We start from the raw sequence: 21,317 nt of genomic DNA on the forward strand, positions 1-21,317 counted from the left end.
CGATGAGCCAGGCGGCACAGAACCTGAACTGGTTGATCACCAACTTCGTGGACAACACCCCCGGGGTGTCCCACACCGTGGTGGTCTCCGCCGACGGACTCCTTCTGGCGATGTCCGAAGGCTTCCCCCGCGACCGCGCCGACCAGCTCGCGGCCGTCGCGTCCGGTCTGACCTCGCTGACCGCCGGTGCCTCGCGCATCTTCGAGGGCGGCAGCGTGAACCAGACGGTTGTGGAGATGGAGCGAGGATTCCTCTTCATCATGTCCATTTCCGACGGGTCGTCCCTCGCCGTTCTGGCACACCCCGAAGCGGACATCGGTCTCATCGGGTACGAGATGGCCCTTCTGGTGGACCGTGCGGGCACGGTTCTGACCCCGGATCTTCGTGCGGAGCTCCAGGGAAGCCTTCTCAACTAACAGACAGACGGTGCGTTTTCACGTCCCGTGGCCGTAAGGTTTCGGGACGCGGCTCCACAGGGATGGGTGCCCGGCACAGTCGGAGGAGGAGAAAGTGGCAACACCCCCGAACGGTTCATCATCGGGCAACTGGTCGTACGGCCCCGGCCAGGGGCAGCACGACGGTTCCCAGAACCGGTACAACTTCCCCTCCACGCCAAGCCACCGGCAGCCGTACGCGCCACAGGGCCCGGGCCCCGCGCCGTACGACCAGCCGGCCGCTCCGCGCATCCAACCCGTGCAGCCGCAACGCCGCACCCCTGAGCCGACGCCCGCCGGGGCGTCGAACAACCCCCTGGTGCGCCCGTACGCAATGACGGGCGGTCGCACCAGGCCGCGGTACCAGCTCGCCATCGAGGCGCTGGTGCACACCACCGCGGCTCCGCACCAGATGCAGGGCCAGCTGCCCGAGCATCAGCGGATCTGCAACCTGTGCCGGGAGATCAAGTCGGTCGCCGAGATCTCGGCGCTGCTCACGATTCCCCTCGGCGTGGCCAGGATCCTCGTCGCCGACTTGGCGGAGGCGGGCCTGGTAGCCATCCATCAGCCCGGCGGCGACGAGAACGCCGGCGGCCAGCCAGACGTGACACTGCTCGAAAGGGTGCTCAGTGGACTTCGCAAGCTCTAGCGGCGGTCCTTCCCGCTCCACCACGTCCGCGAAGATCGTGGTGGCGGGCGGCTTCGGCGTGGGCAAGACCACGTTCGTCGGCGCCGTCTCGGAGATCAACCCGCTGCGCACGGAGGCCGTCATGACGTCTGCTTCGGCAGGCATCGACGACCTCACCCACACCGGGGACAAGACCACCACGACGGTGGCGATGGACTTCGGCCGCATCACCCTGGACCAGGACCTGATCCTGTACCTGTTCGGCACCCCCGGCCAGGACCGCTTCTGGTTCATGTGGGACGACCTCGTCCGCGGCGCCATCGGCGCGGTGGTACTCGTGGACACCCGCCGCCTCGCGGACTGCTTCCCCGCGGTGGACTACTTCGAGAACAGCGGTCTGCCGTTCGTCGTCGCCCTCAACGGATTCGACGGCCAGCAGCCCTACCAGCCGGACGAGGTCCGCGAGGCGCTCCAGATCGGCCCGGACACCCCGATCATCACCACCGACGCCCGCCACCGCTCGGACGCCAAGTCCGCGCTGATCACGCTGGTGGAGCACGCCCTGATGGCGCGCCTTCGGTAGATCGGTCCCGTACGCAGCGGACGGGCGGCCCCTCCCGACTCGGGAGGGGCCGCCCGTCTTCGTGTGCCGGGAACCCGGAACGCGTACGGGACGGGGCCCCTCCGGTGGAGGGGCCCCGTCCCGTGGTGCTTGTCGAGCGGTGCGGCCGGTCAGTGCCAGCTGTGCGGGGCGCGGAAGCCCGGCTCGCGTTCCAGGCGGCGCCAGCCGGCCTTGGCGCGGCCGCGGTGCACCGGGGTGGCCTCGGATGTACGGGCGGCGGCACGAGCCAGCAGGATCGCCGTTATCGCGGCGACTTCCTCGGGCTCTGCATGGCCCTTCTCGACGCGGATGTCAGGGGTGCTCATGGGTGTCAGTCTCCGTGGATGAGGTTTCCGCGGGGGTACCGCGAAGGTTCCGCCGGGTTACTGCGGGGGGTTGCCGTGCTTGCGTGAGGGCAGGTCCGCGTGCTTGCTGTGCAGCATCGCCAGGGACGTGATCAGTACCTCGCGGGTCTCCGCCGGGTCGATGACGTCGTCGACCAGGCCGCGCTCGGCCGCGTAGTAGGGGTGCATCAGCTCGGACTTGTACTCCTTGACCATGCGGGCCCGCATGGCCTCGGGGTCCTCGGCCTCGGCGATCTGGCGGCGGAAGATGACGTTGGCGGCACCCTCCGCGCCCATCACGGCGATCTCGTTCGTCGGCCAGGCGTAGGTGAGGTCGGCACCGATGGACTGGCTGTCCATCACGATGTAGGCCCCGCCGTACGCCTTGCGCAGGATCAGGCTGATCCGCGGGACGGTCGCGTTGCAGTAGGCGTAGAGCAGCTTCGCGCCGTGGCGGATGATGCCGCCGTGCTCCTGGTCGACACCGGGGAGGAATCCGGGAACGTCCAAGAAGGTGACGATCGGGATATTGAAAGCGTCACACATCTGCACAAAGCGTGCAGCTTTTTCGGACGCTTCGATGTCCAGGACACCCGCGAGGCTCTGCGGCTGGTTGGCCACGATGCCGACGACCTGGCCGTCCAGCCGGGCCAGCGCGCAGATGATGTTGCGGGCCCAGCGCTCGTGGACCTCCAGGTACTCGCCGTCGTCGACGATCTCCTCGATGACCTTGGCCATGTCGTACGGCCGGTTGCCGTCCGCCGGGACCAGGTCGAGCAGGACGTCGCCGCGGCGGTCCGCCGGGTCGGACGGGTCCACCCGCGGGGGGTTCTCGCGGTTGTTCTGCGGCAGGAGCGACAGGAGGTAGCGCACCTCGGCGATGCAGGTCTCCTCGTCGTCGTACGCGAAGTGGCAGACACCGCTCGTCTCGGCGTGCACGTCCGCGCCGCCCAGGCCGTTCTGGGTGATCTCCTCGCCGGTCACCGCCTTGACCACGTCCGGGCCGGTGATGAACATCTGCGAGGTCTCGCGGACCATGAACACGAAGTCCGTCAGCGCGGGGCTGTACGCCGCGCCGCCGGCGCAGGGGCCGAGCATCACACTGATCTGCGGGATGACACCGGACGCCTTGGTGTTGCGCTGGAAGATGCCGCCGTATCCGGCGAGGGCGCTGACGCCCTCCTGGATACGGGCGCCGGCGCCGTCGTTGAGGGAGACCAGCGGGGCCCCGGCCGCGATGGCCATGTCCATGATCTTGTGGATCTTGGTGGCGTGGGCCTCGCCCAGGGCGCCGCCGAAGATGCGGAAGTCATGGGCGTAGACGAAGACCGTACGGCCCTCCACCGTGCCCCACCCGGTGATGACACCGTCGGTGAACGGCTTCTTGGCCTCCAGGCCGAAACCGGTCGCCCGGTGCCGGCGCAGCTGCTCGACCTCGCGGAAGGTGCCCGGGTCGAGGAGCAGTTCGATCCGCTCACGGGCGGTCAGCTTGCCCTTGGCGTGCTGCGCCTCGGTCGCCCTCTCGCTCGGGCCGGCCGTCGCCTGCGCGCGGATCTCGTGCAGTTCGGCCACTCGCCCGCGCGCGTCCGTCGGCTCGCCCGGCGCCTCATCCAAAACGGTCATGTAGCGACCTTACGAAGGACAGCCGGGAAAGCGGCCCGTTGACTCCGTACAGTCTCGCGGGTGTTTTCCTGGTACCCCTGAACAGAACCAGGGGGGCATGCAGCCGTTCCGACTGCTCAGAGGGCTTCGGCGTTGTAGGGGTCACACAAACGCGACAGCTGAGAGACACCGCACATTCATGTCGGTCGCATGCCGCCTGTGGAGTGACACGCGAGGATACCGGGTCAGCCGAAGCGGTTGAGCAGCCGCCGGTACACCCCCGGCGCGAGCCCCCGGACGCGGCCCGGCAGGGTCAGCCAGCCGGGTACATGGACGTCGTCCCGGCCGCGCCGTACCGCGTGCCAGACCTCGGCGGCGACCCGGTCGGGCGTGGTGAGGCGCGGCCGGGAGCGTCGGTAGGGGGTGCCTCGGCGGGCGAAGAAGGCGGTGTCCACCGGGCCCGGCACGACGAGCGTCACCCCCACCCCGGTACCGCGCAGCTCCTGCCGCAGGGCCTCGGCGAAGGCGGCGACACCGGCCTTGGCGGCGGAGTACACCGCCTCCTCCCGCACTCCCACGCAGCCCGCGACCGAGCCGACGAGCACGATTCGGCCGCGGCCTGCGGTCACCATGGCGGGCAGCACCTCGCGCACCAGGTGCAGCGTGGCGTTGAGGTCCACGGTCAGCACCCGGTCGATGTCGGCGGGCGGCATGGTCACGAACGGGCCGGCCCAGCCGATGCCCGCCCCGGCGACCAGCACGTCGATCCGACCGGTGGCGCGCAGCGCGGACCGCGCCAGCCGGCCCGGTCCCCCGGGTGCGGCGAGGTCGGCCGGCAGCATCACGGCCGACGTCCCGGCGGCCGTGTCCGCCAGCCGCCGCCGGTCCTGCCCGCTGACCACGAGCTGCCATCCGCCGGTGGCGAAGCGCCGTGCGGTGGCGGCCCCGATGCCCGAGGAGGCGCCGGTGACAAGGGCGACGGGGCGGTCCGTGCGGTGCGGCGGCACGGGCCCGCGCGCGGCGAACAGCGTGCGGGCGGCGGCTGTCCGGGCACTGTGGACGGAGCCGGTACGGGTCACTGGGCGGTCTCCCTGCGCGCTGGGGGTCCGGTCGGCTGCCGATCCGGTGGGCGGACGTGTGGTCCGGAACACCGCTCGGCACTGCTTGAGCGGTCCCCGGCGCCGGTCGTGGGCCACTCCTGAGGGCCGCCCGGTACACCCGGTCGGCGGCACGGGCGGTGCGGGACGCGGGCGGGCCGGGATACGACGGACACGACGGACACGAAGGGGGACACCGGCGGACTCCCCGTTCCCGTCCCGTTCGGTTCCGGCTACGTGGCGAGGTCACTGATGCGCTTGCTGCTCGTCCACCCCAGCGCCCTGATGTACTCCGAGATCTTCCTGCGGCTGGAACCGCTGGGCCTGGAACGTGTGGCGGGCGCCGCCCGGGACGCCGGGCACGAGGTGCGGGTGGTGGACCTCCAGGTGCTCGGCCGGCGGCGGCTGCACCAGGAGGTCCGGTCCTTCCGTCCGGAGGCGCTCGGCATCTCGCTGAACTACCTGGCGAACATCCCGGAGGCCATCGAGCTGGCCGCCGGGGTGAAGCGGGCCGTCCCGGGCTGTTTCGTCTTCCTGGGCGGGCACAGCGTCTCCTTCGTCGCGGAGGAGGTGCTGGAGCAGGCCGAGGGGGCGGTGGACGCGGTGGTGCGCGGCGAGGGCGAACCGGCGGTGGCGCCGCTGCTGGCTGCCGTCCGGGACGGCGGGCTGTCGCAGGTGCCCGGCGTCGTCACCGCCGACGGGCGCGGTCCGGCGCCGCTGATGCTGCACGGCATCGACTCCCCCGCCCCGGCTCGGGACCTGATGCGCAACCGCCGGCGGTACTTCATCGGGGAGCTGGACCCCTGCGCCTCCATCGAGTTCACCCGCGGCTGCCCGTGGGACTGCTCGTTCTGCTCGGCGTGGACGTTCTACGGCCGCAGCTACCGCAAGGCCTCCCCCGAGGCGGCCGCGGCCGAGCTGGCGTCCGTCCGTGAGCCCAACGTGTTCATCGTCGACGACGTCGCGTTCATCCGGCCCGAGCACGGGGACGCCATCGCCGCGGAGGTGGAGCGCCGCCGCATCCGCAAGCGCTACTACCTGGAGACCCGCAGCGACGTCCTGCTGCGCCACCCCGAGGTGTTCGAGCGCTGGGCCCGGCTGGGGCTGCGCTACATGTTCCTCGGCATGGAGGCCATCGACGCCGAGGGCCTGGAGCTGTTCCGCAAGCGGGTCAGCCCCGACGAGAACCTGCGCGCCCTGGAGACGGCGCGGCGGCTGGGCATCCAGGTGGCCGTCAACCTGATCGTCGATCCGGCGTGGGACGAGGAACACTTCCGGGCGGTGCGGGAGTTCGCGCTCGCGGTGCCGGAGATCGTGCACTTCACCGTGATGACGCCGTATCCCGGTACGGAGATCTGGCACACCGAGTCCCGCCGGCTCACCACCCGCGACTACCGCCTCTTCGACATCCAGCACGCCGTGGTGCCGACCGCCCTGCCGCTGGAGCGGTTCTACGAGGAGCTGGTGCGCACCCAGGCCGTGATCAACCGCAAGCATCTGGGGCTGCGCACGGCGTACGGCGCGGCGCGGGTGCTGGGCCGCAACCTGCTGCACGGGCAGACGAACTTCGCCCGCATGCTGTGGAAGTTCAACCGGGTCTACAACCCGCGCCGCCAGATCGCCGACCACCGCATGCCCGTCCGCTACGAACTGCCCCTGCCGCAGCGCCTCGACGTCGCCGACCGGCGCCTGCTGTACGTCCACACGCGGGGTGCGGCGCCGGGCGCGCCGGACCCGCGGGTCACCGAGTAGGCGGGCCGGGAAGGGGCGTCGTGGCGATCGCCGTCCTCGCCTCGCTCGCCGCCGCCGTCTGCTTCGCCGTCGCGGGGGTCCTCCAGCAGTGGGCGGCCGCCGCGCGGCCGGACGAGGAGGCCCTGTCGCCGCGGCTGTTGGGCCGGTTGGTCCGGGATCCGCTGTGGCTGTGCGGGATCGGGGTGGCGGTGGTGGCGTACGGATTCCAGTCGCTGGCCCTGGCGTTCGGGCCGCTGAGTCTCGTCCAGCCGCTGATCGTGGCCGAGTTGGTCTTCGCCGTGCCGCTGTCGGCCCGGGTGCACCGGATGCGGCTGGGCCGCCGGGAGTGGCTCGGCACGCTCGCCGTGGCCGGCGGGCTGGCCCTCGCGCTGGTGTCCGCCCGGCCGCACGGCGGGCGCCCGGAGTCGGCGTCGGCGCTGTCGTGGCTGCTGGTCCTGGGCGCGACCGCCGCGCTGGTCGCCGTCGCGCTGTCGGCCGCCCGGTTCCTGTCCGGGCCCGGGCGGGCGTCGGCGACGGCGCTGGCGGCCGGGGTGGTCATGGGCACCCAGTCGGCGCTGCTGGCGGCCACCGTGGAGCGGCTCCGGCACGGACCGGGTGCCGCCTTCACCGCCTGGCAGACGTACGCCCTCGTGGTGGCGAGCGTCGGCGGTCTGCTGCTCATCCAGAGCGCCTTCCAGCAGGGTCCGCTGGCCGCGAGCGTGACGGTGATGGACGCGACGGAGCCGGTGGTCGCCGTGGTGCTGGGCACCTCGGTCTTCGGTGAGCTGATCCACACCGGCCCGCCGGCCGGCGCGGTGGCGGTGGCGGGCCTGGCACTGGTGGCGGCCGGGATCGTGAGCCTGGACACGTCGCCCGTGATCGCGGCGCTGCACGGTCGCGGGTCCGGTCCGAGGTGAGCCGGCGGTTCACGCCGCGCCGGCCGCGGTGCCGCGGGGCGCGCGGCCGCCGCGGGGCGCGGCGCCGGCCGTCCACACCGGGAGCAGGTCCTCCACCAGGACGCGGTCCCAGGAGGGGTGCGCGGTGCGTGCCGTGACGGCCGCCCGGTGCCGTACCGCCGCCAGCAGCCCCGGCCGGTCGACCAGCGCGCAGAGGGCGTCCGCCCACTCCGTCGGGTCGTCGTGCCGTACGACGACGCCGTCCCGGCCGGGCTCGGTCAGCCACTCGGTGGTGTGCGCGCCCTCGGGCAGCAGCACCGCCAGACCACAGGCCATCGCCTCGGCGACGACATTGCCGGAGGTCTCCGTGCGGGACGGGAAGGCGAAGACGTCGCAGCCGGCGTAGACCCGGGCGAGCCGCTCCTGCGGGAGGTTGCCGAGCAGGGTGACGTCGGGGCCGAGGGCGCGCCGCAGGGCGTCCGCCTCCGCGCCGCGGCCGGCCACGACGAGGTGCGCGGCTCGGCCGCGCCCGAGCACCGTGCGGACGCTCTCGGCGAGCAGCGGCACGCCCTTGGTGGCGTCCAGCCGGCCGGCGAACAGCACCAGCGGGCGGTCGGCCGGTACCCCGTGCTCGCGGGCGAGCCGGGACCTGGCCGCGGGGTCGGGACGAAAGCGCCGGTGGTCGATGCCGCGGCGCAGCGGGGCGACCCGGTCGGCGCCCAGCGTGCGGGCGAGTTCCGCGCGTCCGTCCGGGGTGGGAGCCAGCACCCGTTCGCAGTGGCCGAGCAGCCGGTCGCGCCTCCTGCGCAGCAGCCGCTCCGCCCGGGCCGCCAGGAAGTCGCCCGCCCCGGGACGGGAGCCGTGCAGCCACCGGTCGGCCAGATAGCGGCTGTAGACGGAGGCCAGCAGGGGGACGTCCGTGTGCACCGAGGCGACGAGCCGGGGCGCCGGTCCGCCGCGCGGCCGGGCACGGGCCCGCCGTACCGCGGTGGCCGCGTACGCGAAGCTGTGCGTCAGGTGCCAGACGTCGTGCCGGGGCAGCAGCGCGGCCAGTCGCCGGTGGTGCGGCGCGAGGTCGGTGACGTCCTCCGCGCCGTCGGCCGACGTCAGGGCGGAGCTGGCGAGCACCGGCCGGAGCATCACGAACCGGACGTGCGCGGACAGCTCCTCGACCCGCTCCCGCTCGCCGAGGAAGTAGACGGTCAGATCGACGTCCGGTCCGTGCGGCACGCGCCCGCCCGGCCCGGCGGCGCTCTCCGCGAAGCGCTCCCAGCATTTGACGTGGCCGCCCGACGTGCTGCCGCGCATCAGCTCGACCAGGACCGCGACCGAGGTCACGGCGACCGTGTTCCACTGCGGCCGCCGGGCCAATCGCGAGCCGGCCGGAAAAACATCCGCGGCGGGCGGAATAGGACCGCGGTCACCCCTGTTAGGGTGGTTGAACATTCAACAGCCCCGTCCCCAAGGAGCAGTCATGGGAATCTTCGGCAACCGGAAGTCCGCCACCACCGCCACGGCAGCCGTCAACCCGGAGCTCGCCGCGCTGACCGGCGACTACACCATCGACCCGACGCACTCGACGCTCGGTTTCGTGGCCCGCCACGCGATGGTCACCAACGTCAAGGGCAGCTTCGTCGACTTCAGCGGTTCGCTGCACCTGGACGGCTCCGACCCGTCGCGGTCCACCGCGTCCCTCGACGTCAAGATGGACAGCATCACCACGGGCAACGCCGACCGTGACGGCCACCTCAAGACCGCGGACTTCTTCAAGACCGACGAGTTCCCGACGATGACCTTCCGCTCCACCAAGGCCGAGGCTCTCGGCGGCGACGACTACCGCATCACCGGTGACCTCTCGATCCTCGGCGTCACCCGGCCGATCACCATCGACCTGGAGTTCAACGGCGTGGCCAAGGACCCGTACGGCAACGACCGCGCCGGCTTCGAGGGCAAGGCCGAGATCCTGCGCTCCGACTGGGGCCTGACCTGGAACGCCGCGCTGGAGACCGGTGGCGTCCTGGTCTCCGACAAGATCAAGCTCAACTTCGACATCTCGGCGATCCGGAACGCGTGACACCCCGCGTCCGCTCACCTCTCGCCGACTGAGCACGCCCGCCCTCCGGAATCCCCCGACCGGAGGGCGGGTGTTCGTCGCGCCACGCCCCGGCCCGGCGTCTCCCTCTGGCTGGATTGCGCCCCTTGTGTGTGAGCTCACAGCCTTCCCATAATCCAGCTACCGAAATTGACGTGTCCTTGCCAGCACGTAGGCGATCCCTGGCAGCTGAATTGGCATGCGCGCGTCATTCCACCCCCCACGGAAGGCGTCACGTTGAAGACTCTCCTCAAAGCCCTCAAGAGATGTGCGGTCGCCGGTGCCGCCACGCTCGCGGTCGTCAGCCTTCAGCCCGTGTCCTCCGCCCAGGCGGCCCCCGCGCCCGTGGTCGGCGGCACCCGTGCCGCGCAGGGCGAGTTCCCGTTCATGGTCCGGCTGTCGATGGGCTGTGGCGGCGCGCTCTACACCCAGCAGATCGTGCTGACCGCCGCGCACTGCGTCGGCGCCAGCGGCAACAACACCAGCATCACCGCCACCGCGGGTGTCGTGGACCTCCAGTCCACCAGCGGTCGCGTCCAGGTCCGCTCCACCAAGGTCCTCCGGGCGCCCGGCTACAACGGCGACGGCAAGGACTGGGCCCTGATCAAGCTCGCCCAGCCGATCAACCTGCCGACCCTGAAGATCGCCACCACCACGCAGTACAACACCGGCACCTTCACCGTCGCCGGATGGGGCGCCGCGTCCGAGGGCGGCGGCCAGCAGCGCTACCTGCTCAAGGCGAACGTGCCCTTCGTGAGCGACGCCACGTGCCGCTCCTACAGCGGCTACAGCGGCCTCATCGCCAACGAGGAGATCTGCGCCGGCTACACGGCCGGCGGCGTCGACACCTGCCAGGGCGACTCCGGTGGCCCCATGTTCCGCAGGGACGCCGCGGGCGCCTGGGTCCAGGTCGGCATCACCAGCTGGGGCATCGGCTGCGCCCGGCCCAACGCACCCGGTGTGTACACCGAGGTCTCGACCTTCGCCTCCGCGATCGCCTCGGCGGCGGCCACTCTCTGAACCCCGCCCGCAGCGCCACGGGCCCGGTGCCGTCCGGCACCGGGCCCGTCTCGTCCCCTCGGGCTGCCAGGCGGTCGGGCCGCCGCGCGGTCACGCCGTCGGGCGTCACGCGTTCAGACGGTCAGGCGGTCAGGCGGTCAGGCGGTCAGGCGGTCACACCGTCACGCCGTCACGCGGTCACGCGGTCACGCGGTCACGCCGTTCAGAATCCGCCGCCGAAGTCCCCGCCCCCGCCGAAGTCGCCGCCGCCGAAGCCACCGAAGCCGCCGCTGAAGTCGTCGGTATTGAAGTCCGCGCCTGAGACGTCACCGCCCTGGTATCCGCCGGCGCCGAAGTCGCCGTAGCCGGAGCCGTAGTCCGCGGCGTAGGTCGGGGTCGCCATCGCGCTGCCGAGCAGGGTGCCGATGAGCAGGCCTGGCAGGATGCCGCCGCCGAAGTAGCCGCCGGCCCACGGACCGTAGGCGGGACCGGCGTCCCAGTACGGACGGCGGCCGGACTCGGTCTCCACCTCGCGCACCGCCGGGTCCAGACCGTCGGACAGCCGCGCCCGGTCGGCCGCGCACACCGGCACCTCGCGGGTCGCCCCGCCGGGCGGCGTCCAGGTGGCGTCGGCCACCGAGGGGCCGTGGCGCGGGTCGAAGAAGCAGGGCGGACGGCGCTCGGGCAGCGGGCGGCCCGCACGGCGGGCCGCGAGCAGGGCGAGCGAGAACCGGCCGTCCTCCAGGGTCTGGGTGACCGCGCGGACGTCCTCGGGCCGCTGCGCGGAGGCCATGTACGACTTCGCCTTCTCGTAGGCGTCCAGCCCATGTGCGTAGTCGGCGCGCATCGCGTCGTCCGCGCCGGGCTCGGAGGGGTGGAAGTCCAGCCGGTCCAGTTCCTCGCCGAAGGCCGTGATGTCCTCGTCGACGACGACCCGCAGCTTCTCCAGTGCCGCCCGCTGCTCCGCCTCGTGGCGGCTGCGGTTGCGGCGCACCAGCGTGTACGCGCCCGCGCCGCCGGCCACCAGGACGGCGCCGGCGGTGATCAGCGCGGTCGTCGACACACCGTCGCCGGCGCTCTCGCCCCAGCTGCTCGGCGCGGAGCCGCCCACGTTGCGCAGCGCGCTGTCGACGAAGTCGTTGAGCTGCGCCTTCGCGTCGCCCGCGGACTGCACCGAGGTGACCAGGTTGGTCACCGCCGCCCGGCCGAGCACGCTGCTGTCGGCGCGCGCGTCGAACCGGTCGCCGAGGCGGACGCCGTACAGACCGGTGACGCCGGTCTCGGTGCGCAGGTTCTCGAAGAGGCTCTGCGTCGGGAAGTCGGCGGGGAGGACGGCCACGAAGACGGGTTTGTCCGCGTCGCGGATCTTGTCGGCGAGCGCCTCGGCGTCCGCCGTCGACAGCTGGCCGGAAGCGGCCGGGTCCACGTAGACGGGGCTCTCGCGCAGCGCCTCGGCGACCCGGGACAGATCGGTGGCCGCGTGCGCGCCCGGCACACCCGCCAACAGCAGCGCCGCCACGGCGGCAACCGGCACGATCAGCAGGCGTAGGAGCCTTTGAACCAGCGCGGCCTTCATATGTTCGAAGCTACCTGAACGGGGACAGAAACGGACATCGGTACCGGGACGGAATTCGTCCCGGTACCGATGTCGCACGGGCAGGGCCGGGCCGCCCGGTACGCGCCGGCACGGCTTCTCCTTTGCCGCCGCGCAACGCCGTCCTGTGCGGCGGCGTCCTATGCGGCGGGCTCCACGCCGGCCCGCAGCAGGCCGTAGGTGTACGCGTCCTCCAGGGCCTGCCACGACGCGGCGATGACGTTCTCCGCGACGCCCACCGTGGACCACTCGCCCGCCCCGTCGGAGGTGGCGATGAGCACCCGGGTGGTGGACTGGGTGCCGTGCTTGCCCTCCAGGATGCGCACCTTGTAGTCCACCAGCTCCAGCTTGGCCAGCTGGGGGTAGATCTTCTCCAGCGCGACGCGCAGGGCGCGGTCCAGGGCGTTGACCGGGCCGTTGCCCTCGGCGGTCGCGACGATGCGCTCGCTCTTGGCCCACAGCTTCACCGTGGCCTCGTTGGCGTGGCTGCCGTCGGGCCGGTCCTCGACGATCGCCCGCCAGGACTCCACCTCGAAGTACTTCAGCGGCCTGCCCTCGGCCTCGGCGCGCAGCAGCAGCTCGAAGGAGGCGTCGGCGGCCTCGTACGTGTAGCCCTTGAGTTCGAGCTCCTTGACCCGGTCCACGACCCGGCCGACCAGTTCCCGGTCGCCGCCGAGGTCGACGCCCAGCTCCTTGCCCTTGAGCTCGACGGAGGCGCGGCCCGCCATGTCGGAGACCAGCATGCGCATGGTGTTGCCGACCTGCTCGGGGTCGATGTGCTGGTAGAGGTCCGGGTCGACCTTGATGGCGGAGGCGTGCAGCCCCGCCTTGTGCGCGAAGGCGGACACCCCGACGTAGGGCTGGTGGGTGGACGGGGTGAGGTTGACGACCTCGGCGATGGCGTGCGAGATACGGGTCATGTCACGCAGCCGTCCGTCGGGCAGGACCTTCTTGCCGTACTTCAGCTCCAGGGCGGCGACCACGGGGAAGAGGTTGGCGTTGCCGACGCGCTCGCCGTAGCCGTTGGCCGTGCACTGGACGTGGGTGGCGCCGGCGTCCACGGCGGCGAGGGTGTTGGCGACGGCGCAGCCGGTGTCGTCCTGGGCGTGGATGCCGAGCCGGGCGCCGGTGTCCGCCAGCACGGTGGCGACGACCGCCTGCACCTGCGCCGGGAGCATGCCGCCGTTGGTGTCGCACAGGACCACGACGTCGGCACCGGCCTCCGAGGCGGCGCGGACGACGGCCTTGGCGTACTCGGGGTTCGCCCGGTAGCCGTCGAAGAAGTGCTCGCAGTCGACGAAGACGCGGCGGCCCTGTCCTTTCAGGAAGGAGACCGTGTCGCGGACCATCGCCAGGTTCTCGTCGAGCGTGGTCCGCAGGGCCAGTTCCACATGTCGGTCGTGCGCCTTGGCGACCAGCGTGATCACCGGGGCGCCCGAGTCCACCAGCGCCTTGACCTGCGGGTCCTCGGCGGCGCTGCCACCGGCGCGGCGGGTGGCACCGAAGGCGACGAGCTGGGCGTGCCGAAGGTCGATCTCCTGCCGGGCGCGGGCGAAGAACTCGGTGTCGCGCGGGTTGGCGCCCGGCCAGCCGCCCTCGATGAAGCCCACGCCGAAGTCGTCCAGATGCCGTGCGATGGCCAGCTTGTCCGCGACGGTGAGGTTGATGCCCTCCCGCTGGGCGCCGTCGCGCAGGGTGGTGTCGAAGACGTGGAACGAGTCGTCGAGTTCGCTGGTTTCCGTCATGGTCTGAAGGCTCCTGATGTATGGATCTCGGTCTGTACCGGAATGACCGGCTCCACCGTCCCCCAATGATCCCTCGCGCTGAGCCTTCGGCTGAAGGTGGGCCTGAAATGCGAAAAACCTCTCGCGGGTGCGAGAGGTCTGCGCGCGGGTCGAGGACGACGGTGGCCGCCCGTACCTGGTCGTACGTGGCGGTCACTGCGGACCGGCGCGCCTGCTGCCAATAATCGTGGCGAACGAGAGCACGAGGGCAGTTTGGCACAGACCGCCCCCGTGCTCACCGGCGTCTCAGTATGCGAGCCCCGGTTCACTCACCGCACACGGCGGACGAAGCCGTCGTAGAGACCGTTGGTGTCGTCGGGGACGAGCTGGGCGGAGGCGGAGGCGAGGCCGATCCGGCGGGCGTCCGCGCTCACCGAGGAGGCCGACACGGAGGTGTCCGTGACGGGCCCGCCGGTGACGGATGCACTGACCAGGGTGGTGCCGCCGGTGAGCAGATCGCGCAGGTAGACGTTGGCCGGGCCGGTCCGCCCGTCGGCGAGCCGCGGGTCCGCCGTGTAGACCAGGTACCGCCCGTCGCGGCTGAGCAGCGGCTGACCCGGGCGGCTCTCACCGTCGGGACCGGGATCGACGCGCCGGGTGACGTCCGTGCGCAGGTCACGGACGTAGAGGTCGGAGGCGTCCGCGGGGGCGTCGCCCGGGACGAGGTCGTCGGCCGTGTAGTGGAAGGCGATGGTCCGGCCGTCCGCGGAGAGCGAGGCGGGCATCGCGTAGTACGGGGTCGGTGTGCCGTCCGGTGTGACGGTGACCCGCTCCTCGGTGCCGGTGCGGCGGTCGTGCACCCAGGTGACGCCGTTGCCGCTGCGCGGCACCAGCTGCGTGTAGGCCACATAACGGCCGTCGGCGCTCAGGTCCTGGAGCAGCGCCGGGTTGTCCGGGCGGTCCCGGTTGCTGACCCGCTCCGTGCTGCCGGTGCGGCGGTCGTGCACGTACACGACGCCGAACAGGTCGCGTGCTCCGCTCTCCATCCGGTCGGCCTTGGCGTTGAAGGCGATGTACCGGCCGTCGGCCGACATGGTGGCGCCGGCCGCGAAGGCCGAACCCCCGTCGAAGCCGACGCTGATCCGCTCCGTGTCGCCGGTGCGCCGGTCGTGCAGATAGATGTCGTCGGCGGCGTCGTTCGCCGGCGGCTCGTCCCAGTGGACGAGATTCCGCGCGTTGGAGCGGAACACGACGTACCGCCCGTCCGCGCTGATGGCCTGGGCGGAGGACGGCATGTCGGCCTGGGTGCCGTCCGAGCCGACGCTGACCCGCTCCACCGTGCCGTCACGCAGGTCGCGCACGAAAACGTCCGCGTACCCGTTGGTGTCGCCGGGCACCAGGTTGGACGCGTAGGACGTGAAAACCGCTGAGCGGCCGTCGGAGCTGAACTCCGGTCCGTAGGACTCGCCGTCGCCCTGCTCCCCCGTCGCCGTCAGCGTGACCCGCTCGGTCCGCGGCGCCGGGGCCGCAGACACCGCAGACACCGCAGACAGAGCGACCATCGCCCCCGCGAGCGCCGCGATCGACGCCCCGCGCATGGTTCTGAGCACTTTTCCCCCTGCTTTCCCCGTTGACGCTTCTCCCCCGGCCCCGCGCCGAGGGCTCTCTCGAGGCAAGCGCATCACCGAGGAGCGGGTCAATCCCCCGAATTGAGTACAACCCGGGCGCGCACTCAGGTGTCCGCGAGAAGGCTGTCCTGAAGGAACTCCCGCACATGGCCGAGAACCTGCGCCCGGTCCGTCCCCCGCAGCCCGATCGCCACATGGATGGAGAGGCCGTCGAGCAGCGCCCGCAGCCGGGCGGCGAAACGGTCCGGGTCGACCGCCCGGAACTCCCCCCGTGAGACGCCCTCCGCGAGCAGTGCCACCAGGTCGCGGTGCCAGGCGCCCTCGATGGCGGACTGCCGGGCGCGGGCGTCGTCGTCGGCGTTCTGCGACCGGTTCCACACCTCGAGCCAGAGGGTCCAGTGCGGGTCGCGGTGGCCGTCGGGCACATACAGCCCGACATAGGCGTCGAGGCGTTCGCGGGCCGTGCCCGAGCGGCTGAGCAGCCGGCCGCGCTCGGCCCCGAGGCGGCCCTCGCTCCACTCCAGGGTCCGCAGCAGCAGTTCGTCCTTGGTGCGGAAGTAGTACAGGAGGTGTCCGCTGCTCATACCGACCTCGCGGCCGAGCGCCGCCATGGTCAGCTTCTCCAGACCGCGCTCGGCGATCATCTCCATGGCGGCGGCGAGGACCTGCTCCCGCGGCGGGGCCGGGGTCCGGCGGGGCGTGCTCATTCGGCGGCCACCCGTCCGCCGCCGCCCGCCGGGCCGGCCACCGGGATGCCGCGCGGCCGGGCGTACCCCGGCCGGCGCGACGGCCCGGGCGACCGGCGCGACGGGGCGGTGCGGTGTCCGCGGGGCGGGCGCGGCGGCAGTACGTTCACCCGTACGTTCTACCCGACCGCGGTCTTCGGCTGCTGCTGGGTGACGCAGTGGATGCCGCCGCCGCCCGCGAAGATCGTCCGCGCGTCCACCAACGTCACCGTCCGCTTCGGGAAGAGCCGGCGGAAGATCCCGGCGGCGATCTCGTCGCGCGGATCGTCGAAGCCGCACAGGACGACGCCGCCGTTGCAGACGTAGTGGTTGATGTAGGAGTAGTCCGCCCAGTGGCCGTCGGCCTCCAGGACCGTCGGCGCGGGGACCTCCACGACCTCCAGCCGGCGCCCGCGCGCGTCCGTCTGCGACCTCAGCAGGCCGATGACCTCCTTCGTCACCTCGTGGTCGGGGTGGGCCGGGTCCGGCTGGTGGTGGGCGACCACGACGCCGGGGCGGGCGAAGGCGGCGACGATGTCGACGTGGCCGAGGGTGCCGAAGCGGTCGGCGGCGCCCGCTCGCCGCTCGGCCGGCGAGGGAGGGTAGTCGCCGGTGAGGCCGCGGGGCAGCCAGATCGCCCTGCGGGTGCCGAGCCGGGCGTGGATCTCCGCCTCGACCTCCGCCCGCGACCAGTGCGGATTGCGCTCCGGACCGAGCTGCACGGTCTCCGTGAGCAGCACCGTGCCCTCGCCGTCGACATGGATCCCACCGCCCTCGTTGACCAGCTCCGAGGTGTACGTCCGCGCCCCCGCGAGGCCGGCCACCTGCGCGGCGATCCGGGCGTCGTGCTCCCAGCGGGCCCACGGCTGGGCACCCCAGCCGTTGAACGTCCAGTCGACGGCGGCCAGTTCCCGCCCGTTCGTCAGGAACGTGGGGCCGATGTCGCGCATCCAGGCGTCGTCCAGTTCCCGCTCGACCGTCTCGATCCCGTCGCCCAACAGGCTCCTGGCCTGCGCCGACTGTCCGGGACCGCACACCATCGTCACCGGTTCGAAGCGGCGCACCGCGCGGGCGACCGACGCCCAGGCGGTCCGGGCGGCGGCCAGTTCCCCGGGGTCGTCGAAGGTCGGGTTCGGGCCGGGCCAGGCCATCCAGGTGCGCTCGTGCGGGCTCCACTCGGCGGGCATGCGGAAGCCGTCGGCGGCCGGTGCGGTCATGTGGCGGGTCCTCACAGGAAGTACAGGCGGTTGAGGGAGACGGACTCGGCCGGCGCCGAGCGCAGGGGCTCGCCGTCGAGGGTGACCAGACCGGTGCGCGGGTCGACGTCGACGGCTCCGGTACGGGAGTTGAGCCGCAGGTCGGCCGGTCCGATGCCGCGTGTGCCGCGTACGGCGACCCTGCGGCGGCGGGTCGGCATCCGGTCGTTGCCCTGGTCCAGGGCCGCCCGCGCGACGAAGGCCACCGAGAGGTCGGCGGGGGTGGCGCCGTGCGCGCCGAACTGGGGGCCGAGGACCAGCGGTTCGCAGGTGTCGGTGGCCGCGTTGGGGTCGCCGACCACGCCGTAGGCCGGGAAGCCGGCCTTGAGCACCAGCTGCGGCTTGGCGCCGAAGTACTCCGGCCGCCACAGCACGATGTCGGCGAGCTTGCCGGTCTCGATCGACCCGACCTCGTGGGACAGTCCGTGCGCGATGGCCGGGTTGACGGTCAGTTTGGCGATGTAGCGCAGGACCCGCTCGTTGTCGTGGTCCGCCGGGGCGCCGAACTCGGCCTTCATCTTCCCGGCCATCGCGAACGTACGGCGGACGGTCTCGCCGGCCCGTCCCATGCCCTGCGCGTCCGACGAGGTGATGCCGATGGCGCCCAGGTCGTGCAGCACGTCCTCGGCGCCCATGGTGCCGGCCCGGATCCGGTCGCGGGCCATGGCGGCGTCGCCCGGCAGGTCGGTCTTCAGATCGTGGACGGAGACGATCATGCCGTAGTGCTCGGCGACCGCGTCCCGCCCGAAGGGCAGCGTGGGGTTGGTGGAGGAGCCGATGACATGGGGCACCCCGGCCATCTTCAGCACGTTGGGGACGTGTCCGCCGCCGCAGCCCTCGATGTGGAAGGCGTGGATGGTGCGGCCCTCCAGCACCCGCAGGGTGTCCTCGACCGACAGGCATTCGTTCAGGCCGTCGCTGTGCAGGGCGACCTGGACGTCGTGCTCCTCGGCGACCCGCAGCGCGGTGTCCAGGGCACGGGTGTGGGCGCCCATGTCCTCGTGCACCTTGAAGCCGGAGGCGCCGCCCTCGGCGAGGGCCTCGACGAGCGGGGCACCGTGGGACGACGAGCCGCGGCCGAGGAAGCCGATGTTGACCGGCCAGGCGTCGAAGGCGTTGAACGCGTGCCGCAGCGCCCACGGCGAGTTGACCCCGACGCCCCACACCGGCCCGAACTCCTGGCCGATCACGGTGGTCACGCCGGACGCCAGCGAGGCCTCCATGATGCGCGGCGACAGCAGGTGCACATGGGTGTCGACGGCACCGGCCGTGGCGATCAGCCCTTCGCCGGACACGATGGAGGTGCCCGTGCCGACGACGACGTCGACACCGTCGAGGGTGTCGGGGTTCCCGGCCCGCCCGATGGCGTGGATCCGCCCTTCGCGGATGCCGATGGAGACCTTCCGGATGCCCTGCGCGGCGTCGATCACGACGACGTTGCTGATGACGACGTCGCAGGTCTCGCGGACGGCGGCGGCCTTGAGGTGCAGCCCGTCGCGGGCGGTCTTGCCGAACCCGGCGAGGAACTCGTCGCCGTAGGACTGCGCGTCCGACTCGACGCGGATCACCAGACCCGAGTCGCCGAGCCGGATCCGGTCGCCGGCCCGGGGGCCGTGGGTGGCGGCGTACTCGTACGGATTCACCGCTCGACTCCCAGGTATCCGCAGGCGGCGGCCCTGCGCAGGGCCTCTTCCCGCGCGCCCGGCGCGTCCAGCGCGCCGTCGACCAGTCCCGCGAAGCCGATCGCGATCCGGTCACCCCCGATCGGCAGGAGACCGACCTCGACGCTCTCCCCCGGCCCGAAGCGCACCGACGAGCCGGCGGGCACGGCCAGGCGCATCCCGTAGGCCGCGGGACGGTCGAAGTCGAGTCGCGGGTTGGCCTCGAAGAAGTGGAAGTGCGAGGTCACCGAGACCGGCACGGTCGCGGTGTTGGTCACGGTCAGCCGGATCTCCGGCTCGGGCTCGGCATGCGCCGGTCCCGGCAGCAGCGCGCCCGGTCCCCGCGCGCCGAGTCCCGGTCCGCCGATCGGGTCGGCGACGACCGCGAGCCGGGAGCCGTCGTCGAAGACCGCCTCCACGTGCACCTCGGTGACGATGTCCGCCACGCCGGGCAGCACGTCGTCGGGACCGAGCACCGAGCGCGCCCGGTCGATCGCCTCGGCGAGCCGGGCGCCGTCGCGGGCGGCCTCGCAGACGGTGTCCGCGATCAGCGCGGTCGCCTCCGGGACGTTGAGCCTGAGTCCGCGGGCCCTGCGGGACCGGGCCAGTTCGGCGGCCGAGAACAACAGCAGCCGGTCGCGTTCCGTGGGGGTCAGTCTCACGGCGCAGACACCTCCTTGCCTTCCTCGCTTTAGAGCATCACTCTAAAATGAGGATTCAGCAAGCCCAGGATTAGGAGAAGCAGCAGGGACGAGGCCGCGTTGAGTGGCACTCAAAAATCGGCCGCGGGATCCGGCGAGCGCCGGAGAAGACGAGCCCCACCGGGAGAACAGCGCGGAGTGGACGCCATCCGCGAGCAGAAGCGCGCCGTGCCGGCCCGCCGGGCGCGCCCTGCCGCCCGCACACGAACGGGCCGCACCGGACGGGGAGTCCGGGGCGGCCCGTGGGACCGGAGAGCGGCGGCCTCGCGCGCGCCGGGGTTCGCGCCGGGGTTACCGGGCGGCCGGGAGCGCCCTATGGCCTGGCGTCAAATTCCCGCCTGCCCCGCGACGCCCTTCGGGCAACGAGAGCAATCTGACGACAGGCCCTGGCCGTGCCCTAGCCGAGCTGGTGCATCCAGCCGTGCTTGTCGTCCGCGGTGCCGCGCTGGATGTCCAGCAGGGCCCGGCGGAGCCGGAGGGTGACCTCGCCCGGCTCGCCGCCGGAGTGCTGCCACTGCGTGCCGTCCAGCTTGACCGTGCCGACGGGGGTGATGACGGCGGCCGTGCCGCAGGCGAACACCTCGGTGAGCGTGCCGTTCTCGGCGTCGCGCCGCCACTGGTCCAGGGAGACGCGGCCCTCCTCGGCCTCGTAGCCGAGGTCGCGGGCGACGGTGAGCAGGCTGTCGCGGGTGACGCCCTCGAGGATCGAGCCGGTGAGCGTGGGGGTGACGATCTTGTCGCCGTACACGAAGTACAGGTTCATGCCGCCGAGTTCCTCGACCCACTTGTGCTCGACGGCGTCGAGGTAGCAGACCTGGTCGCAGCCCTTGGCGGCGGCCTCGGCCTGGGCGAGCAGCGACGCGGCGTAGTTGCCGCCGGTCTTCGCGTCGCCCATGCCGCCGGGGACGGCCCGCACGCGGTCCTCGGAGACCCAGATGGAGACCGGCTTGACGCCGCCCGGGAAGTAGGCGCCGGCCGGGGAGGCGATGACCAGGAACAGGTACTCGTTGGCCGGCTTCACACCGAGTCCGACCTCGGTGGCGATCATGAACGGGCGCAGGTACAGGGACTCCTCGCCACCGTGCGCCGGGACCCACGCCTTGTCCTGCCGGACCAGGGCGTCACAGGCCTCGACGAAGGTCTCGACCGGCAGCTCGGGCATCGCCAGCCGGCGGGCGGAGCGCTGGAAGCGCAGGGCGTTCTGGTCCGGGCGGAAGGTGGCGACCGACCCGTCGGGGCGGCGGTAGGCCTTGAGCCCCTCGAAGATCTCCTGCGCGTAGTGCAGCACGTTGGTGGCCGGGTCGAGGGAGATCGGCGCGTACGGGACGAGCTGTCCCTCGTGCCAGCCGCGGCCCTCGGTCCACTTGATCGTCACCATGTGGTCGGTGAAGTGGCGGCCGAAGCCGGGACTGGCGAGGATCGCCTCCCGTTCCGCGTCGGAGAGCGGGCTGGCGGAGGGCTTGAGCTCGATCGTGGGCGTCGTCATCAGTAGATGTCCTTCACTTCCTGGCGAACGTCTGGGCAGCTCCCCCCGCCTTCGGCCGGGGGTCCGGGGGTCGCCCCCCAGAGGATGCAGCACCGGTTGCATCGACGGGCCGCGCTCA

19 protein-coding genes are annotated in these 21,317 nt (G+C 72.3%); 7 read left to right on the forward strand and 12 right to left on the reverse strand.

What is annotated here, in order from left to right; all coding sequences use genetic code 11:
* Nucleotides 1–2: 2 nt before the first annotated feature.
* From DN051_RS12565 to DN051_RS12575, 3 genes are all read left to right on the forward strand, one after another.
* Nucleotides 3–416: a roadblock/LC7 domain-containing protein gene (locus tag DN051_RS12565; RefSeq protein WP_004983065.1), complete on the forward strand. Its 414-nt coding sequence runs from the start codon at nt 3–5 to the stop codon at nt 414–416.
* Nucleotides 417–510: 94 nt separating this feature from the next.
* Nucleotides 511–1,083, forward strand: coding sequence for a DUF742 domain-containing protein (locus DN051_RS12570; protein ID WP_053757833.1), 573 nt, complete (start codon nt 511–513; stop codon nt 1,081–1,083).
* A complete protein-coding gene (locus DN051_RS12575; protein ID WP_112438714.1) occupies nt 1,064–1,645 on the forward strand; it encodes a GTP-binding protein in 582 nt (193 codons plus the stop codon). The genes DN051_RS12570 and DN051_RS12575 overlap by 20 nt, the downstream gene beginning before the upstream one ends.
* A 149-nt stretch (nt 1,646–1,794) precedes the next feature.
* Here DN051_RS12575 and DN051_RS12580 read toward each other — a convergent pair whose 3' ends face one another.
* The 3 genes from DN051_RS12580 to DN051_RS12590 form a co-directional block, all read right to left on the reverse strand.
* A complete protein-coding gene (locus DN051_RS12580) occupies nt 1,795–1,989 on the reverse strand; it encodes an acyl-CoA carboxylase subunit epsilon (RefSeq protein ID WP_053760037.1) in 195 nt (64 codons plus the stop codon).
* A 57-nt stretch (nt 1,990–2,046) separates the two neighbouring features.
* Entirely contained in the window at nt 2,047–3,630 is a 1,584-nt protein-coding gene (locus tag DN051_RS12585) for an acyl-CoA carboxylase subunit beta (protein WP_053760036.1), read from the reverse strand.
* 224 nt (nt 3,631–3,854) lie between these two features.
* Nucleotides 3,855–4,688, reverse strand: a complete 834-nt coding sequence (locus DN051_RS12590) for an SDR family NAD(P)-dependent oxidoreductase (RefSeq protein WP_112438715.1) — start codon at nt 4,686–4,688, stop codon at nt 3,855–3,857.
* A 270-nt stretch (nt 4,689–4,958) separates the two neighbouring features.
* Here DN051_RS12590 and hpnR point away from each other — a divergent pair, with 270 nt between their 5' ends.
* Nucleotides 4,959–6,458, forward strand: a complete 1,500-nt coding sequence (gene hpnR, locus DN051_RS12595) for a hopanoid C-3 methylase HpnR (RefSeq protein ID WP_053760034.1) — start codon at nt 4,959–4,961, stop codon at nt 6,456–6,458.
* Between the two features lie 20 nt (nt 6,459–6,478).
* Entirely contained in the window at nt 6,479–7,354 is an 876-nt protein-coding gene (locus tag DN051_RS12600; RefSeq protein ID WP_053760033.1) for a DMT family transporter, read from the forward strand.
* 9 nt (nt 7,355–7,363) lie between these two features.
* Here the strand turns inward: DN051_RS12600 and DN051_RS12605 are convergent, their stop codons facing one another.
* On the reverse strand, nt 7,364–8,671 hold the full coding sequence (locus DN051_RS12605) for a glycosyltransferase (RefSeq protein ID WP_053760042.1): 1,308 nt from the start codon (nt 8,669–8,671) through the stop codon (nt 7,364–7,366).
* Nucleotides 8,672–8,807: 136 nt separating this feature from the next.
* On the opposite strand from DN051_RS12605, the gene DN051_RS12610 reads away from it, so the two are divergent.
* Complete coding sequence (locus DN051_RS12610) at nt 8,808–9,407, forward strand: YceI family protein (protein WP_112438716.1); 600 nt, start codon at nt 8,808–8,810, stop codon at nt 9,405–9,407.
* Between the two features lie 255 nt (nt 9,408–9,662).
* Complete coding sequence (locus DN051_RS12615) at nt 9,663–10,445, forward strand: serine protease (RefSeq protein ID WP_053760031.1); 783 nt, start codon at nt 9,663–9,665, stop codon at nt 10,443–10,445.
* Between the two features lie 202 nt (nt 10,446–10,647).
* On the opposite strand, the gene DN051_RS12620 is transcribed toward DN051_RS12615, so the two are convergent.
* The 8 genes from DN051_RS12620 to DN051_RS12655 all read right to left on the reverse strand — a co-directional run bounded on the left by DN051_RS12620 (nt 10,648) and on the right by DN051_RS12655 (nt 21,199).
* The gene (locus tag DN051_RS12620) at nt 10,648–12,000 is read right to left on the reverse strand and encodes a hypothetical protein (RefSeq protein ID WP_053760030.1); all 1,353 of its coding nucleotides are present in this window, start codon (nt 11,998–12,000) and stop codon (nt 10,648–10,650) included.
* A gap of 158 nt (nt 12,001–12,158) precedes the next feature.
* Nucleotides 12,159–13,763 carry a citramalate synthase gene (cimA, locus tag DN051_RS12625; RefSeq protein WP_112438717.1) on the reverse strand — a complete coding sequence of 535 codons (1,605 nt, stop codon included), beginning with the start codon at nt 13,761–13,763 and terminating at the stop codon, nt 12,159–12,161.
* Nucleotides 13,764–14,071: 308 nt separating this feature from the next.
* Nucleotides 14,072–15,277, reverse strand: coding sequence for a TolB family protein (locus DN051_RS12630; protein ID WP_162624915.1), 1,206 nt, complete (start codon nt 15,275–15,277; stop codon nt 14,072–14,074).
* Nucleotides 15,278–15,474: 197 nt separating this feature from the next.
* On the reverse strand, nt 15,475–16,077 hold the full coding sequence (locus DN051_RS12635; protein WP_112438719.1) for a TetR/AcrR family transcriptional regulator: 603 nt from the start codon (nt 16,075–16,077) through the stop codon (nt 15,475–15,477).
* 158 nt (nt 16,078–16,235) lie between these two features.
* Nucleotides 16,236–17,312 (reverse strand): agmatine deiminase family protein, encoded by a 1,077-nt coding sequence (locus tag DN051_RS12640; protein WP_112438720.1) that lies wholly within the window; start codon nt 17,310–17,312, stop codon nt 16,236–16,238.
* A gap of 11 nt (nt 17,313–17,323) precedes the next feature.
* Nucleotides 17,324–18,994, reverse strand: coding sequence for an urease subunit alpha (locus DN051_RS12645; protein WP_053760025.1), 1,671 nt, complete (start codon nt 18,992–18,994; stop codon nt 17,324–17,326).
* Nucleotides 18,991–19,674 (reverse strand): urease subunit gamma, encoded by a 684-nt coding sequence (ureA, locus tag DN051_RS12650; RefSeq protein WP_053760024.1) that lies wholly within the window; start codon nt 19,672–19,674, stop codon nt 18,991–18,993. The genes DN051_RS12645 and ureA overlap by 4 nt, the downstream gene beginning before the upstream one ends.
* Before the next feature lie 436 nt (nt 19,675–20,110).
* Entirely contained in the window at nt 20,111–21,199 is a 1,089-nt protein-coding gene (locus DN051_RS12655; protein ID WP_112438721.1) for a branched-chain amino acid aminotransferase, read from the reverse strand.
* Nucleotides 21,200–21,317 lie beyond the last annotated feature (118 nt).

It is taken from the genome of Streptomyces cadmiisoli, from assembly GCF_003261055.1.
In the GTDB taxonomy this organism is placed as follows: Bacteria; Actinomycetota; Actinomycetes; order Streptomycetales; family Streptomycetaceae; genus Streptomyces; species Streptomyces cadmiisoli.

Excerpts from the sequence above, each read along its gene's own strand:
- DN051_RS12565 (WP_004983065.1), top strand. The coding sequence starts at position 3 with ATGAGCCAGGCGGCACAGAACCTGAACTGGTTGATCACCAACTTCGTG.
- DN051_RS12580 (WP_053760037.1), bottom strand. The coding sequence starts at position 1,989 with ATGAGCACCCCTGACATCCGCGTCGAGAAGGGCCATGCAGAGCCCGAG.
- DN051_RS12585 (WP_053760036.1), bottom strand. The coding sequence starts at position 3,630 with ATGACCGTTTTGGATGAGGCGCCGGGCGAGCCGACGGACGCGCGCGGG.
- hpnR (WP_053760034.1), top strand. The coding sequence starts at position 4,959 with ATGCGCTTGCTGCTCGTCCACCCCAGCGCCCTGATGTACTCCGAGATC.
- DN051_RS12610 (WP_112438716.1), top strand. The coding sequence starts at position 8,808 with ATGGGAATCTTCGGCAACCGGAAGTCCGCCACCACCGCCACGGCAGCC.
- DN051_RS12620 (WP_053760030.1), bottom strand. The coding sequence starts at position 12,000 with ATGAAGGCCGCGCTGGTTCAAAGGCTCCTACGCCTGCTGATCGTGCCG.
- cimA (WP_112438717.1), bottom strand. The coding sequence starts at position 13,763 with ATGACGGAAACCAGCGAACTCGACGACTCGTTCCACGTCTTCGACACC.
- DN051_RS12635 (WP_112438719.1), bottom strand. The coding sequence starts at position 16,077 with ATGAGCACGCCCCGCCGGACCCCGGCCCCGCCGCGGGAGCAGGTCCTC.
- DN051_RS12640 (WP_112438720.1), bottom strand. The coding sequence starts at position 17,312 with ATGACCGCACCGGCCGCCGACGGCTTCCGCATGCCCGCCGAGTGGAGC.
- DN051_RS12655 (WP_112438721.1), bottom strand. The coding sequence starts at position 21,199 with ATGACGACGCCCACGATCGAGCTCAAGCCCTCCGCCAGCCCGCTCTCC.